General features: G+C 71.9%; 12 protein-coding genes and 2 pseudogenes. 10 read left to right on the top strand and 4 right to left on the bottom strand.

All coding sequences use genetic code 11. From position 1 onward, the window contains the following. The 7 genes and pseudogenes from ACQUQF_RS20255 to mutL form a co-directional block, all read left to right on the top strand. Positions 1–123: pseudogene (locus tag ACQUQF_RS20255) on the top strand (AMP-binding enzyme); the annotation flags it as partial. A gap of 281 nt (positions 124–404) precedes the next feature. Next, positions 405–782, top strand: a pseudogene (locus ACQUQF_RS20250) (DUF4212 domain-containing protein); the annotation flags it as partial. A gap of 107 nt (positions 783–889) precedes the next feature. Continuing rightward, positions 890–2,533, top strand: a complete 1,644-nt coding sequence (locus ACQUQF_RS20245) for a VC_2705 family sodium/solute symporter (protein WP_435180945.1) — start codon at positions 890–892, stop codon at positions 2,531–2,533. Between the two features lies 1 nt (position 2,534). After that, a complete protein-coding gene (locus ACQUQF_RS20240; RefSeq protein ID WP_435180944.1) occupies positions 2,535–2,996 on the top strand; it encodes a universal stress protein in 462 nt (153 codons plus the stop codon). 1 nt (position 2,997) lies between these two features. Further along, positions 2,998–3,213 carry a hypothetical protein gene (locus ACQUQF_RS20235; protein ID WP_435180953.1) on the top strand — a complete coding sequence of 72 codons (216 nt, stop codon included), beginning with the start codon at positions 2,998–3,000 and terminating at the stop codon, positions 3,211–3,213. Between the two features lie 119 nt (positions 3,214–3,332). Then, positions 3,333–4,343 carry an aldo/keto reductase gene (locus ACQUQF_RS20230; RefSeq protein ID WP_435180943.1) on the top strand — a complete coding sequence of 337 codons (1,011 nt, stop codon included), beginning with the start codon at positions 3,333–3,335 and terminating at the stop codon, positions 4,341–4,343. A 133-nt stretch (positions 4,344–4,476) separates the two neighbouring features. Continuing rightward, positions 4,477–6,741 (top strand): DNA mismatch repair endonuclease MutL, encoded by a 2,265-nt coding sequence (gene mutL / locus ACQUQF_RS20225; RefSeq protein WP_435180942.1) that lies wholly within the window; start codon positions 4,477–4,479, stop codon positions 6,739–6,741. Positions 6,742–6,812: 71 nt separating this feature from the next. Here the strand turns inward: mutL and ACQUQF_RS20220 are convergent, their stop codons facing one another. The 3 genes from ACQUQF_RS20220 to ACQUQF_RS20210 all read right to left on the bottom strand — a co-directional run bounded on the left by ACQUQF_RS20220 (position 6,813) and on the right by ACQUQF_RS20210 (position 10,632). Continuing rightward, on the bottom strand, positions 6,813–8,357 hold the full coding sequence (locus ACQUQF_RS20220; protein ID WP_435180941.1) for a lipopolysaccharide biosynthesis protein: 1,545 nt from the start codon (positions 8,355–8,357) through the stop codon (positions 6,813–6,815). A 111-nt stretch (positions 8,358–8,468) separates the two neighbouring features. Beyond that, a complete protein-coding gene (locus ACQUQF_RS20215; protein WP_435180940.1) occupies positions 8,469–9,761 on the bottom strand; it encodes an O-acetylhomoserine aminocarboxypropyltransferase/cysteine synthase family protein in 1,293 nt (430 codons plus the stop codon). Between the two features lie 100 nt (positions 9,762–9,861). Beyond that, on the bottom strand, positions 9,862–10,632 hold the full coding sequence (locus ACQUQF_RS20210; RefSeq protein WP_435180939.1) for an SIR2 family NAD-dependent protein deacylase: 771 nt from the start codon (positions 10,630–10,632) through the stop codon (positions 9,862–9,864). 102 nt (positions 10,633–10,734) lie between these two features. On the opposite strand from ACQUQF_RS20210, the gene kdgK1 reads away from it, so the two are divergent. The 3 genes from kdgK1 to ACQUQF_RS20195 all read left to right on the top strand — a co-directional run bounded on the left by kdgK1 (position 10,735) and on the right by ACQUQF_RS20195 (position 14,785). Continuing rightward, entirely contained in the window at positions 10,735–11,688 is a 954-nt protein-coding gene (kdgK1, locus tag ACQUQF_RS20205; RefSeq protein ID WP_435180938.1) for a bifunctional 2-dehydro-3-deoxygluconokinase/2-dehydro-3-deoxygalactonokinase, read from the top strand. 196 nt (positions 11,689–11,884) lie between these two features. Then, positions 11,885–13,219, top strand: coding sequence for a PGF-CTERM sorting domain-containing protein (locus tag ACQUQF_RS20200; RefSeq protein ID WP_435180937.1), 1,335 nt, complete (start codon positions 11,885–11,887; stop codon positions 13,217–13,219). Positions 13,220–13,366: 147 nt separating this feature from the next. Next, complete coding sequence (locus ACQUQF_RS20195; protein WP_435180936.1) at positions 13,367–14,785, top strand: dihydrolipoyl dehydrogenase family protein; 1,419 nt, start codon at positions 13,367–13,369, stop codon at positions 14,783–14,785. On the opposite strand, the gene ACQUQF_RS20190 is transcribed toward ACQUQF_RS20195, so the two are convergent. Beyond that, the gene (locus tag ACQUQF_RS20190) at positions 14,782–14,955 is read right to left on the bottom strand and encodes a YHS domain-containing protein (protein WP_435180935.1); all 174 of its coding nucleotides are present in this window, start codon (positions 14,953–14,955) and stop codon (positions 14,782–14,784) included. The genes ACQUQF_RS20195 and ACQUQF_RS20190 overlap by 4 nt on opposite strands. Positions 14,956–14,972 lie beyond the last annotated feature (17 nt).

Here is a 14,972-nt window from a genome sequence, read left to right as displayed (position 1 = left end):
TCGGGCAAGATCATGCGCCGGCTCCTGGAGGACATCGCCAACGGCGACGAGCTCGGCAACACCTCCACCCTCCGGAATCCCGAGGTCGTGCGCGACATCGAGTCGAAGGTACGGGGCGACTGACGGGGGAGCTGCTTTTCGAGACGCCGAACCGAACTCGGAAACACCGAATTTCACGAGCGGAACCGAACCACGACGTTTCACGCGCGAAACGAACGACGACGATTCCACAGACCATACCTGTGTCAGACACTAACTCACGACAGTCTAACGACGCGGAACGAGAGGCAACGAACGCGGCAGTCGAGATCGACGGCGGTGAGCCCGAATCGGGCGAGCCTCGTCGGGAAGCGAAGCGGACCGACGGCGGTGAGGCGAGCGACGCGAGCCGAGCCTCGTCGGAGGTGCGCTCCGACGGGGGTGTCGCGACCGGCCGCGAACAGACGGACTACCTCGACGCGGAGGTCAACATCTTCCGGCCGTCGACCCCGTTCATGCGGGACCACCTGCGGCTGATCTGGACGATGTTCGCGGCGTGGGCCGTCTTCGTCTTCGGCCCGGTGATCGCCACGTACCTCGCGACCGACTTCATGACGAGCACCACGGTCGGGGGGTTCCCGCTCCACTACCTGCTGACCGCGATGGGGGCGCCGCTGGGTGCGCTGGTGCTGTCGTTCGTCTACGCCCGGAAGCGCGACCGGCTCGACGAGAAGTACGGCATCGACCACTCGACCGAGCGGGCCGACACCGAGGCCGCGGCGACCGCGACCGACGGCGGTGAGCCCGGACCGGGCGAGCCTCGTCGGGAAGCGAAGCGGACCGACGGCGGTGAGGCGAGCGACGCGAGCCGATCCTCGTCGGAGCGCAGCTCCGACGGAGGTGAGCAGCGATGATGCTGACGCCGCTCGACCTGCTACCCGACGCGCTCAACGCCTCGTTCAAGGCGATTCCGGCGGTCATGGTGTCGGCGATGCTGCTGCTGTTCCTGGGCATCGGCTACGCCTTCCGCGTGGCCGACACCGAGGACCTGTGGGTGGCGGGCCGCTCCATCGGCAACGTCGAGAACGGGATGGCCATCGGCGCCAACTGGATGTCGGCCGCCTCCTACCTCGGGATGGCCGCGCTCATCGCGCTGTCGGGCTACTACGGCCTGGCGTTCGTGGTGGGCTGGTCGACGGGCTACTTCGTGCTGCTCATCTTCCTGGCGGCCCAGATGCGCCGGTTCGGCAAGTACACCGCGCCCGACTTCGTGGGCGACCGGTTCGACTCCGACGCCGCCCGGGCCATCGCGGCGCTGACGACCATCCTCATCGGGTTCGTCTACTCGGTGGGCCAGGCCCGCGGGATGGGGCTGGTCGGCATCTACGTGTTCGGCGGCGACTACGCCACCATGGTCGTCCTGATGATGGCCATCACGGTGGGCTACCTCGCGCTGTCGGGGATGCTGGGCGCGACCAAGAACATGGCCGTCCAGTACGTCATCCTCATCGTGGCGTTCCTGGCGGGGCTGTACGCGGTCGGCTGGACCCAGGGCTACTCGACGGTGCTGCCCCAGGTCGAGTACGGCGCGCTGCTGGACCAGCTCAACTCCGAGTTCACCGAGCCGTTCACCAACGGCGGGGTGTACCTCTGGCTGGCGACCGCGTTCTCGCTCATCGTCGGCACCTGCGGGCTGCCCCACGTGCTGGTCCGGTTCTACACGGTCGAGAGCGAGCGGACCGCCCGGTGGTCGACGGTGTGGGGCCTGTTCTTCATCTGCCTGCTGTACCTGAGCGCGCCGGCGTTCGCGGCGTTCGGCACCGACCTCTACGCGAAGCACGTCGGCCCGGTGTACGGCGCCAACGGGATGAGCGGCGCCGAGGGCGACGTCATCGTCGTGCTCGCGTCGCAGCTCGCGAATCTCCCGACGTGGTTCGTCGGGCTGGTCGCGGCCGGCGGCATCGCCGCGGCCATCGCGACCACCGCGGGGCTGTTCATCGCGGCCTCGTCGGCGGCGGCCCACGACATCTACACCAACATCGTCAACTCCGACGCGACCCAGCGCCAGCAGCTGCTCATCGGTCGGGCGACCATCGTCGCGCTGGGCGCCGTCGTGACGCTCACGGCGCTCGACCCGCCCGCGCTGGTCGGCGAGCTGGTCGCGCTGGCGTTCTCGCTGGCCGGCCTGGTGCTGTTCCCGATGTTCTTCCTCGGGCTCTGGTGGGAGAACGCCAACCGCCAGGGCGCGCTGGCCGGGATGACCACCGGGCTGGTCATCTGGACCGCCGCGGTGCTCAACGAGCTCATCCTGGCCACCGAGTCCGGCCCGCTCGTGCCGATCTACGCCGATATCTTCCCCGCGGTCGGGGCGGCGCTGGCCGGCACGCCCATCGTGTTCGCGGTCACCGTCGCCGTCTCGCTGGCGACCGACGAGCCGCCCGAGCGCATCAAGCGCATCGTCCGGCAGTGCCACAGCCCCGAGCCGATGGGCCAGCAGCAGAGCGCCGAGGACGTGGTGACGACAGATGGCGGTCAGATTCAGGGGGACGACTGAGATGTACGAGCGCGTCCTCGTCCCCACGGACGGCAGCCGGACCGCCGAGTACGCGGTCGAGGAGGCCCTGGACGTCGCCGAGAAGTTCGAGGCCGCGGTCGACACCCTGTACGTCGTGGACACCGACGCCGTCGACGTGAGCCTCGGCACCGAACAGGTCGACCGCATCCGACAGGGGCGCTTCGGCGAGATGGACGAACTGGAGTCCCGTGCCCGCGAGGCGACCGAGTACGTCGCCGAGCGCGCCAGCGAGCGCGGCCTCGACGCGGCGGCGCACTTCCGGGCGGGCCGGCCCCACGCGGTCATCGCCGACTTCGCCGAGGACCGCGACGTCGACCTCGTCGTCATGGGGAGCCACGGCCGGTCGGGCGTCCGCCGGATGCTGCTGGGCAGCGTCACCGAGCGCGTGCTCCGGTCGACCCACCGGTCGGTGCTGGTGGTCGACGAGCGGGAGGCCGAGTAGCGTGGACGCCGTCGCCGCGGTCCGCGACCACGTCCGCGAGCACCGGTCGGGCATGGCCGTCGACCTGGCGTTCGCGGTCGTCTGGGTCGGGGTCGTGACCGCGCTGTTCGACGTGCTGGCGGGCCCGACGTGGGCGTACCACCTGACGCTGGCCGGCGGCGTCCTCGCGTACTTCGGATTCTTCGGGTCGCTGGAGGCCGCGAAGGCGGAGAGCTGAGCGCGGTCGACCGCCGACGCGATTTTCGCGGGCGGCGTTTCGCCGCGAGCCCCGCGTACACCCCGGGGCCTGCCGATTACTGAACCCTTTTGAGCGCGACGTTCGTACGCCCGGACGTCATGACCGACCGAGAGGAGCTCGACCTCGACTTCGTCCAGCTGGGCGGCACCGGCATCCAGACCAGCGAACTCCAGTTCGGCACCTGGCGGTTCGGCAAGGAGACCGAGCAGGGCAACGTCGAGATCGACGAGGACCGGGCGTTCGAGCTGCTCGACGCCTACGCGGCGGCCGGCGGCCGGTACATCGACACCGCCGACGTGTACGGCGGCGGGAAGGCCGAGCAGTGGATCGGCAACTGGCTGGCCGACCGCGACCGCGAGCGATACACCGTCGCCTCGAAGATCTACTGGCAGATCCGGGAGGGCGACCCCAACAGCCGCGGGAACAACCGGAAGAACCTCCGCCACCGGGTCGACAAGATCCTCGACCGGCTCGACACGGACTACGTCGACGTCCTCTACATCCACCGGTGGGACGACCAGACGTCGGCCCGCGAGATGATGAAGACGCTGAACGGGCTGGTCGAGGAGGGGAAGGTGCTCTACCTCGGCGCCTCGACGCTGCGGCCCAACGCCTGGAAGGTCGCGAAGGCCAACGAGATCGCCCGGGCCGAGGGCTGGGAGCCGTTCACCGTGCTCCAGCCGCGGTACAACCTGGTCGACCGCGAGATCGAGGGCGACTACCTCGAGATGGCCCGCCGCGAGAACCTCGCGGTCTGCCCGTGGAGCCCGCTGGGCCAGGGCTTCCTGACCGGGAAGTACTCCCGCGAGGACGGGCTGACCGGCGAGTCGCGGGCCGCCGAGTCGAGCCGGTTCGAGGAGTCGTACCTGACCGAGGAGAACTTCGACGTCCACGACGTGCTCGACGCGGTCGCCGAGGAGGTCGGCGCCTCGCCCGCCCAGACCGCCCTGGCGTGGCTGATGCACCGCGACGGCGTCACCGCGCCCATCGTCGGCGCCCGCACGGTCGAGCAGCTCGAGGAGAACCTCTCGGCCGCCGATATCGACCTCTCGGACGAGCAGGTCCAGCGCCTCGCCGAGGCGAAGGGCGGGCCGTACGCCGGGCTCTGAGCGCGGTCGGAGGTCCGGAGAGGCGGACCGCTCTACTGCCGGTCGACGACCGAACTTTTTACGAGTCGCTGCGAGAGCTACCAACAGCAATGGCACAGCCGCGACCCCAGTCACCGCCGGGAGGGGAGCGACCGTGAGCGACCGCATCACGAGGCTCGACGACGCGACCGTCCGACAGATCGCCGCGGGCGAGGTGGTCGAGCGCCCCGCCTCGGTCGTCAAGGAGCTGGTCGAGAACAGCCTCGACGCCGACGCCGACCGCATCGACGTGACCGTCGAGGACGGCGGCACCGAGCGCATCGTCGTCAGCGACGACGGCGTCGGGATGACCGAGGACGACGTGCGGGCCGCGGTCCGCGAGCACACCACGAGCAAGATCGACGACATCGACGACCTCGAAGCCGGCGTGACGACGCTGGGCTTCCGGGGCGAGGCGCTGCACACCATCGGCGCGGTGTCGCGGACGACCATCACCACGAAACCGCGGGGGGACGGCGGCGCAGAGAGCCGGCGCGGGACCGAGCTCCGGCTGGAGGGCGGCGAGGTCGAGTCGGTGGGCCCCGCGGGCCGGCCCGCGGGGACGACGGTCGAGGTCGCGGACCTGTTCTACAACACCCCGGCGCGACGGAAGTACCTCAAGACCACGACCACCGAGTTCTCCCACGTCAACACGGTGGTCACCCGGTACGCGCTGGCCAACCCCGACGTGGCGGTGTCGCTGACCCACGACGACCGCGAGGTGTTCGCCACCTCGGGACGGGGCGACCTCCAGTCGGCGCTGCTGTCGGTGTACGGCCGCGAGGTCGCGACGTCGATGATCGAGGTCGGGAGAGAAGCGAAAGCCCAGGACGGCGGCGTCTCGGTCTCGGGCTACGTCAGCGACCCCGAGACCACCCGGAGCACCCGCGAGTACGTCTCGACCTACGTCAACGGCCGGTACGTGCGCTCGCCGGTCGTCCGCGAGGCGCTGCTCGACGCCTACGGCGGCCAGCTCTCGGCCGAGCGCTACCCCTTCGCGGTGCTCTTCCTGGAGGTCACGCCCGACGCGGTCGACGTCAACGTCCACCCGCGCAAGATGGAGGTCCGGTGGGGCGACGAGCAGGCCGTCGGCGAGGTGGTCGAGACCGCGGTCGAGGACGCGCTGCTCGACCACGGCCTCGTCCGGTCGTCGGCGCCCCGCGGCCGGAGCGCGCCCGAGGAGGCCCCGGTCGAACCCGAGCGCGACGGGGACGGCGCCGGGGCCGGGAGCGAGCAGGCCGAACTGACGCCCGACACCGACGAGGACGCCGTCAGCGAGCAGTCGACGCTCGACGCCTCGGGGAGCAGCGGAGCCGAGCCGACTCCGTCGACGAGTCGAGGGGTCGACGCGGCGTCCGCGTCCGACGCGGCGGCAGCGTCCGGCGCATCGGCTGATGGACAGGGCCCCGAAGCGAGCGCGACTGTCGACTCGTCGCCGGCGAGTGCGACGACCGCGAGCGATGCGTCGGCGGCCGGTGAGTCGCCGGCGACCCGCGACGCGGACGCCGGGGCGTCGGCCGCGGCTGGACCGCGGTCGGACGTCGACACCCCCGAGCCGGAGCCGACGACCGGAACCGACAGCGCCGCCGCCGAATCCGAGGCTGATTCCCGATCGCCGGACGCCGCCACGGACGACCGCGGCGCCCCGTCCGCCGACGCCGACCGGAAGTTCGCGGCCCCCACCGAGTCGGGGACGCTCGACGGCGGCACGACAGACGACCCCGAGTTCGACAGCCTCCCCCGGATGCGGATCCTGGGCCAGCTCCACGACACCTACGTCGCGGCCGAGACGCCCGAGGGGCTGGTGCTCGTCGACCAGCACGCCGCCGACGAGCGGGTCAACTACGAGCGCCTGCAGGCCGAGTTCGACGACGACGCGACCACCCAGATGCTGGCCCAGCCGGTCGAGCTCGAACTGACGGCGGGCGAGGCCGCGGTGTTCGAGGAGTACCGCGAGGCGCTGGAGCGGCTGGGCTTCCGGGCAGAGCGCGTCGAGGAGGACGGGGAGGGCGGAGACGGGAACCGACGGACCGTCGTCGTCCGGACCGCACCGACCGTGCTCGACGAGACGCTCGACCCCTCGCTGCTCCGGGACGCGCTGGGCGAGTTCGTCTCGACCGACCCCGACGACCGCGGCGACACCGTCGAGGCGGTCGCGGACGACCTCCTCGCGGACCTGGCGTGCTACCCCTCCATCACGGGCAACACCTCGCTCCGGGAGGGGTCGGTGGTCGAGCTCCTGCGGGCGCTGGACGACTGCGAGAACCCCTACGCCTGCCCCCACGGCCGGCCCGTGATAATCGAGCTGAGCAGCGAGGAGATCGAGGACCGGTTCGAGCGCGACTACCCCGGCCACGTCGGGCGGCGCGGGGAGTCGTAGCGGAGCGCGGAAGCGCCGTACTCGCCGACGAGAGCCGCGGCGAGCGCCTCGCCGGGACGGCGGCCACCGACTCAGAACGGGACGGCCTCGGCGACGTCGGCCCGGTAGCGGGCCGCGAGCTCCCGGACGACGAGTCGGTCGCGGGGGTCGACCCGCAGCAGGTGCAGGGCGGCGACGTAGGCGACTAGCCCCGCGACCGTACCGAGGGCGACCGCCGGGAGACCGCCGATCCACGCGCGGACGCCGGCCATCACCCCGGCCGCGACGGCGCCGGCCCCGAGCGGTTTGAGGTACGTGGCGTCGAACGGCCACAGCCCCTCGAAGTGCCTGAGCAGCACGACCTGCAGCGAGTTCTGGACCGCGATGGCCAGCGACGTCCCCAGCGCCGCGCCCACGAGCCCGAACTCGCGGACGAACAGGTAGGTCAGCCCGACGTTGAGCCCGGCGAGCAGCCAGTCGAGCGCCATCCGGGCGTACTGGTGGTCGGTCATCATCAGCAGCCACCCCGTCGCGCCGACCGCGCTCCCCACGAACACGCCGGCGAGGTAGACCGCGAGCGGGCCGTACCCCCGGACGTACGTCGGGCCGAACAGCGCCAGCAGCTCCCGGCCGAACACCAGCTGGACCGCGATGACGGGGACCACGGCGGTGACGATGAGCCGCGTCACCGACGAGTAGACCGCGTTGAGCGTCTCCGTGCGGCCGCTGGCGTGGAGGTCCGACGCCACCGGCGGCAGCAGCTGGTTGAACGACAGCAGCGGTATCCACGCGACCGACACCAGCACGAGCACCACGTTGTAGACGCCCGCCGCCACGGCGGTCAGCAGCGCGCCGATCATGATGAGGTCCGCGCGGTTCTGGAACACCTTCCCGAGGCTGCTCATCGCCACCGGGGCGGCGTGGTCGTAGAACCGCCGGGCCTCCGACCCAGCGCCGCGGAGGGCGGGCCGGACGCGGGTCACCCGCACCGTGAGCGGGAACCCCGCCGCGACGAGGACGCCGGTGCAGGCCACGACCGCGCCCGCGACGCCGACGACCGAGTACCCCGCCGCCAGCGCCGCGACCGCCCCGACCAGCCGCGCCGCCGGCCGGAGGAGCTTGTTGAACAGCACCTCGCCCCGGGCCGACCCGACCGCGCGGAAGGTCGCGCCGTAGACCATCACGAGGCCCAGCAGCAGGACGAGGACGCCGAACAGCCGCATCGCGGTCGGGAACGCCGGGTGCGCGACGGTGGCGTCGTTCAGCCGCGGGCCCAGCACCCACGCGCCCGCCGCGATGAGCAGGCCGACGCCGACCGTGGTGGCGTAGGCCAGCCCCGCGACCCGCGACCGGCGCGCCGGGTCCGACTCGTAGGCGGGCAGGTACCGCTGGAGGGTCGGGACGCTGCCGAAGGTGACCAGCCGGACCAGCAACTGCGCGATGCGCCAGGCCAGCGCGTACACCCCGTACGCCACGGGGCCGAGTCCCCGCGCGAGGGCGAACTCCGCCCCGGCAATCAGCGCGCGCTGGGCCGAGACGCCGCCGGAGGTCACCACGGCGCCGTGAGCGATGGTCAACAGCGCGTCGCGTTCGTCGTCCGTCACGTCCGTCGCGTCGTCGTCGCCCCTGCGGCTCATCGTCGGTTCTCGACTACCGGGTGACCCCATCGGGCATTAAAAAGTTCGAAGGCGGAAACGGGCGACCGCCGGACGCCCGGGTGACGGTCGGGGCCGACCGCGTCGCCGTCCTCAGGCCCGGTCCGTCGCCGCCTCGATGGCCTGGTCGAGGTCCGCGATGATGTCGTCGACGTCCTCGATGCCGACCGACAGCCGGACGAGGTCGGGCGTGGTGCCGCTCTCGAGCTGCTCCTCCTCGGTGAGCTGCTGGTGGGTCGTGCTCGCGGGGTGGATGATGAGCGTCTTGGCGTCGCCGACGTTGGCGAGCAGGCTGGCGAGTTCGACCTCCTCGGTGACCGCCTGCCCCGCCTCGTAGCCCGCTTCGAGGCCGAACGTGATCATGCCGCCGTAGCCGCCGTCGAGGTACTCGGTGGCCTCCTCGTGGGTCTCGTGGTGCTCCAGGCCGGGGTAGTTGACCCACGCGACCTCGTCGTGGTCGTCGAGGTACTCCGCGACCTCCATCGCGTTCTCGCAGTGGCGCTCCATCCGCAGGGGCAGCGTCTCGAGCTTCTGGAGGGTGACCCAGGCGTCGAACGGCGACTGCTGGTTGCCCAGGTCCCGGAGCCCGCGGGTCCGGGCGGCGTAGGCGAACGCGGCGTCGCCGAACGTCTCCCGGAAGTTGACGCCGTGGTACGCGGGGTTGTCCTCGGCGATCTCGGCGTAGTCGCCCTCCTCCCACGGGAAGGTGCCGCCGTCGATCAGCGCCCCGCCGATGGTCGATCCGCTGCCGTGAATCCACTTTGTCGTGGAGTGCCAGACGAGGTCCGCACCGTGCTCGATGGGGTTGCAGAGGTACGGCGTCGCGAACGTGTTGTCGACCAGCAGGGGCACGTCGTGGTCGTGGGCGATGTCGGCGATGCGCTCGATGTCGGGGGTCACCAGCGCGGGGTTGCCGATGGTCTCGAGGTGGACGTAGGCGGTGTCGTCGTCGATGGCCTCGTCGTAGGCCTCGTAGTCGAGCGTGTCGACGAACTTGGCCTCGACGCCCCGCCGGGGCGCGGTGTGGGTGAAGTAGGTGTAGGTGCCGCCGTACAGCGACGACGCCGTGACCACGTTGTCGCCGCGGTCGGCCAGCACGAACGTCGCGAGGTCGAGCGCGGCCATCCCGCTGGAGGTGGCCAGGGCCGCGACGCCGCCCTCCAGCGTGGCAAGTCGCTGTTCGAGGGTGGCGTTGGTCGGGTTCATGATGCGGCTGTAGATGTTGCCCGGCTCCTCCAGGGCGAACAGCGACGCGGCGTGCTCGGCGTCGTCGAAGACGTACGAGGTGGTCTGGTAGATGGGCGGCGCCCGCGCCCCGGTGGCGGAGTCGGGCTCCTGTCCGGCGTGGACGCTCTCGGTGTTGAAGTTCCGTTCGTCGTCGGTCATGTCCGTGCGGACGAACGCAGGCCCGCGGCTTTAGGTCGGGGGATGTGTGCAACTTCTGCTCCGGATGGCGAGCCCGGAGAACTGAACGGGGTTCCCGAAGTCACTCGCCGACCGCGTCCCGGAGCGCCGGGAGCGCGTCGGTCACGTCCTCCCGGAAGACGTAGTCGGCCCGCGAGTCCAGCGGCGTCTCGTCGAGGTTGACCAGGACGACGGTCGCGCCGCGGTCGGCCGCCCGGGCCGGCAGCGACGCGGCGGGTTCGACCGTCAGCGACGACCCGGCGACCAGCACGACGTCGCTGTCGGTCGCGAGGCGCTGAGCCCGGGCGAGCGCGGTCGCCGGCAGCTGCTCGCCGAACAGCACCGCGTCTGGTTTCAGCACGCCGTCACAGCGCTCGCACCGCGGCGGCAGGTCGCCCGACTCGGCGCGCTCGCGGACCTCCGCGGCGGGCACCGCCCGGCCGCACCCCTGGCAGACCGCCCGGCGGGCGTTGCCGTGGAGTTCGACGACCGCGTCTGATTCACTATCGGTATCCTCGGGGAGGGCCGCGCCGTGGAGCCCGTCGATGTTCTGGGTGACGACGGCGTCGAGGTGACCCGTCACCGTCAGGTCTGCGAGCGCGTCGTGGGCGACGTTGGGTTCGAGGTCGGCGTCGAGCAGGTCCGCCCGGAGGTCGAGCCAGTCGGCCCAGAAGTCGCCGGGCTCGCGCCGGAAGCGGTGGACGTCGAAGGCGTCGGGGTCGTACTCGTTCCAGACGCCGCCCTCGCCGCGGAACGGCGGGACGCCGGAGGGGACGCTCACGCCCGCTCCGGTGAGCGCGACCGCGGTCTCGGCCTCGCGGAGCTCCCGGGCGGCGGCCTCGATTCGGTCCATGCCCGGACGTAGCGACGCGAGGAGGAAAAGCGGTCGGCCTCCCCGCCCAAAATCGTCTCCGGAATCGAGTAAATTATGGCCCGCGGCCGCGACGGACGACGTATGACCGACCTCGTGACCTTCGGCGAGACGATGCTGCGGCTCTCGCCGCCCGACGGCGAGCGACTCGAGACCGCCCACGACCTGGAGTTCCGGGCGGCGGGCGCCGAGAGCAACGTCGCGGTGGCGGCCGCCCGCCTCGGCGCGGACGCCGCCTGGACCTCGAAGCTGCCCGACTCGCCGCTCGGCCGGCGCGTGGTGTCGGGGCTGCGCCGCCACGACGTCACGACCGACGTGGTGTGGAGCGACGAAGGCCGCCAGGGCACCTACTACCTGGAGTACGGCGGCCAGCCCCGCGGGACCAACGTCATCTACGACCGCGAGGGCGCGGCGGTCACGACCGCCGAGACCGACGAGTTGCCCGTCGACCGCATTCGGCAGGCCGAGGCGTTCCACACGTCGGGCATCACGCCCGCCCTCTCGTCGACGCTCGAGTCGACCACGGCCGACCTGTTGGCGGCCGCCAGCGAGGCCGGCACCGCGACCAGTTTCGACGTCAACTACCGGTCGAAGCTCTGGGAGCCCGCGGAGGCCCGCGAGACCATGGAGGCGCTGTTCCCGGACGTCGACCTGCTGATGGTCGCTCAGCGCGACGCCAGGAACGTGCTGGGCCGCGAGGGCGACGCCCGGGAGATCGCGGCCGGCCTGGCCGAGGAGTTCGGCTTCGAGACCGTTATCGTGACCCGCGGCGAGGACGGCGCGCTGGCCCGCCACGCCGGCGAGACCCACGAGCGGCCCGCCATCGAGACCGACACCCTCGACCCCATCGGCACGGGCGACGCCTTCCTCGGGGCGTTCCTCGCGCGGCGGCTCGCCGGCGACGACGTGGCGCGGGCGCTGGAGTACGGCTCGGCGACCGCCGCGCTCAAGCGCACGATCCCCGGGGACGTGGCGGTCGTCAGCCGCGCGGAGGTCGAGGCGGTGCTGGCCGAGGAGGTCGGCGATATCTCGCGGTGACGGGCGGAGTCGGGCGACGAAGGGCCGCAGTGACGGGCGGCGAAGGCCCGCAGTGACGGGCGACGCCGGGCGGCTCGCGGTGGACGGATCTGTCGCTCGATGGGCGCAGACGTTCACCGACCGATCGCGTTCCTGTCGGGCGATTTCGAGGAGGCCAGAAGACGTATAACGGACCCCTGTCTCACGGCCGAGTGCCATGAAACGAGTAGCTACCGCCCTACTGGTACTCGTCGTAACAGCGAGTATCGCCCCCGCCTCCGTCGCCGCGGGGATCGACTCCGAAACCGCGGGACAGGCGTCCGGCGACGCGTACGCCGGGACGCACGTCTCGTTCGACACCGCCGCGAGCGCCGTGACCGACTACGCGGTCGACGGCGAGACGATGCTCAGTTCCGTGAAGGTCCAGTCCGCGAGCCAGACCGAGAGCGGTGGCCTCGTCGACGTCGGGGCCTCGCTGTCGGCCGTGACCGAGATCGAGGGCGCCGGGCTGAGCCTCGGCGCGACGACCGAGACCCGGGCCCGCGTCGCGGCCGGCGGCGAGAGCAACGCCACCATCACGGCCCACGACAACGGGAACGGCGTCTTGGTGGTCGCCGCGGGCGACGAGTCCGACTACGTGGTCGCCAACCTCTCGGCGGACGCCGAGGCGTCGGCCGAGAGCGACGCGCAGGTCGAGGTGACCACCGCGAACGGGACCGAGGGCACCTTCCTGGTCGTCGGCGAGGGCAACGTCACCGTCAACGACGACGGCGACGTGTCCGCGAACCTCGGGCAGGACGGTCGGCTCGTCTTCCGGGCGTACCCCGACGGCAAGGACGACGTTGACGAGAAGCAGGAGGCCCTCATCGCCGAAGGCGAGGCGAAGGCCGAGGCCCACGTGATGGTCGAGAACGCCAGCGCCGGCGCGAACGAGACCGGTCAGGTCGTCGTCGACACCGTGAGCTACGGCCAGAACACCACGGTCGAAGCCGCCCAGACCGCCGAGGGCGAGGTCACGCTCACCGTGAACCGGACGACCCACGAGGGGACCGTCCTGGTCACCAGCGTCTCCGAGCGGGCGCTGAACGCCACCGGCGACCTCACGGTCACGGTCGACGGCGAGGCCGCGGTCGAGGCAAGCACCTACACCCAGCTGAAGAGCGCCGTCGGCAGCGACCAGTCGCGCTACATGGTCGAGAGCGCGGGCGGCGCCGAGGCCAGCGCGGACGTGCTGGTCGCGGTCAACCACTTCTCCGAGCGCACGGTGTCGATGCAGTCCGCGGACGCGGACGAGACGACCCGGACGACGACCGACGGCGGAGACGGGACCTCGACCGGCGACGCGACGACGACCGACGATGGCGCTGACGGGCAGACGACGACCGCGGGCGACGGGGAGACGACAACCGCGAGCGACGAGTCGGACGCCGAGACCACGACGGTCGTCGACGAGACGACCGACAACGGCGCGGGGCTGCCGGGCTTCACCGCGACGGCCGCCGTCGTCGCGCTGGTCGGGGCGGCCCTGCTCGCGCGCACGCGGAACCGGTAAATCGACTCGCCGTCTCGTCCGTCAACGACGCGCAGTTCCGTCCTTCTTTTCGCTTCGACGGATTCACCCGCCGAGCGCCGCGTCGACTCGCACGGACCGCCGGACCGCGGCCGAACGCATAACTCGCCGGACGCCGTCACGGACCGTATGGCGAGTGAGACGCACGTCGTCGTCATCGGCGCGTACGGCAGCGCCGGGGTCGCGGCGGCGCGAGAGCTGGTCGACGCGGAGGGCGTGAGGCTGACGCTCGTCGACGACGGCGAGCCGGGCGGCGGGCTCTGCATCCTCCGGGGGTGCATGCCCTCGAAGGAGGTGCTCTCGGCGGCCGAGCACCGGTTCCAGGCCCGCCACGACCACCGGGTCGAGGGCGTCCCCGAGGTGGACCTCGAGTCGGTCGTGGCGACCAAGGACGACCACGTCGCGAACTTCGCGGAGCACCGGCGGGCGGCGGTCCGGAAGATGGCCGCCCGCGACGGCGTCGAGCTGGTCCGGCGGCGCGCCCGGTTCGTCGACGACACCACGGTGGCGGTCGGCGACCGGCGGATCGAGGCCGACTACGTCGTCGTGGCGACCGGGTCGACGGTCAACGTGCCCGACCTGCCCGGCCTCGACGAGGTCGACTACATGACGAGCGCCGACGTGCTCGACGCGACGGCCTTCCCCGACTCGGGGGTCGTGATGGGCTTCGGGTACGTCGGCCTCGAACTGGTGCCGTACCTCGTCGAGGCCGGCGGGATGGACGTCACCGTGATCGAGCACGACGACTACCCGCTGGACGAGGCCGACGAGGCGTTCCGGGCGGCGCTGCTCGACATCTACCGCGAGGAGTTCGACGTCGACGTGCTGACGAACACCCGCGAGCAGTCGGTCGAGCCGGCCAGCGGGGACGGCGTGCGCCTCCACGTGAGACGGGGCGGGCCGGCGGGCGGCCGGCGCGAGGCGGTCGAGGCCGACGAGCTGTTCCTGTTCACCGGCCGCCGGCCCGCGGTGGACGACCTCGGCCTGGAGAACGCCTCGATCGAGCCCGGACCGACGTGGGTCCGCGACACGATGCAGGCCCGCGGTGCCGAGCGCGTCTTCGTGGTCGGCGACGCCAACGGCCGCGAGCCGGTACTCCACGTCGCCAAGGAGGAGGGCGCGCTCGCGGCCGAGAACCTGCTCCGCCACCGCGACGGCCGGGAACTGGAGCCCCACCGCACCACCCACCACCACGTCGTCTTCTCCGGGCTGGCCGTCTACCCCTACGCGCGGGTCGGCGCCTCGGAGCGGGCGGTGGCCAGCGCGGACCGCGACTACGTGGCGGTCACCCGCGAGGCGAGCAGCGACGGCGTGTTCGCGACCAAGGCGGTGCCCCGGGGGCTGGCCAAGCTGGTCGTGGACGCCGACGACGGGACGGTGCTGGGCTACCAGGGGCTGCACTACCACGCCGACGTGATGGCCAAGACGATGCAGGTCGTCGTCGAGACCGGGATGGACGTCCGCGAGGTGCCCGACCGGGCGTTCCACCCGACGACGCCCGAGATCCTCGACGGGCTGTTCCGGGCGGCGACGGCGGAGGTGGACTAGGCGTACGCCTCGGGGTCGTCCTCGAACGCGCGGCGGTGCTCCTCGCTGCAGAACTGGTAGGTCTCGCCCTCGTACTCGAACTGGGCCGTCGCGAACGCCGCGTCGCGGTAGTCGTCCTCGCCGGGGTTGGCCCTCTCGACGTCGGCGCCGCAGACCGCGCACTGTGCCATCGGCGGCGGTACGGCGA

Source organism: Halorussus sp. AFM4 (assembly GCF_051194995.1).
In the GTDB taxonomy this organism is placed as follows: Archaea; Halobacteriota; Halobacteria; order Halobacteriales; family Haladaptataceae; genus Halorussus.
Note: the sequence above shows the minus strand (reverse complement) of the source record. Positions and strands in the feature narration are given on the sequence as shown.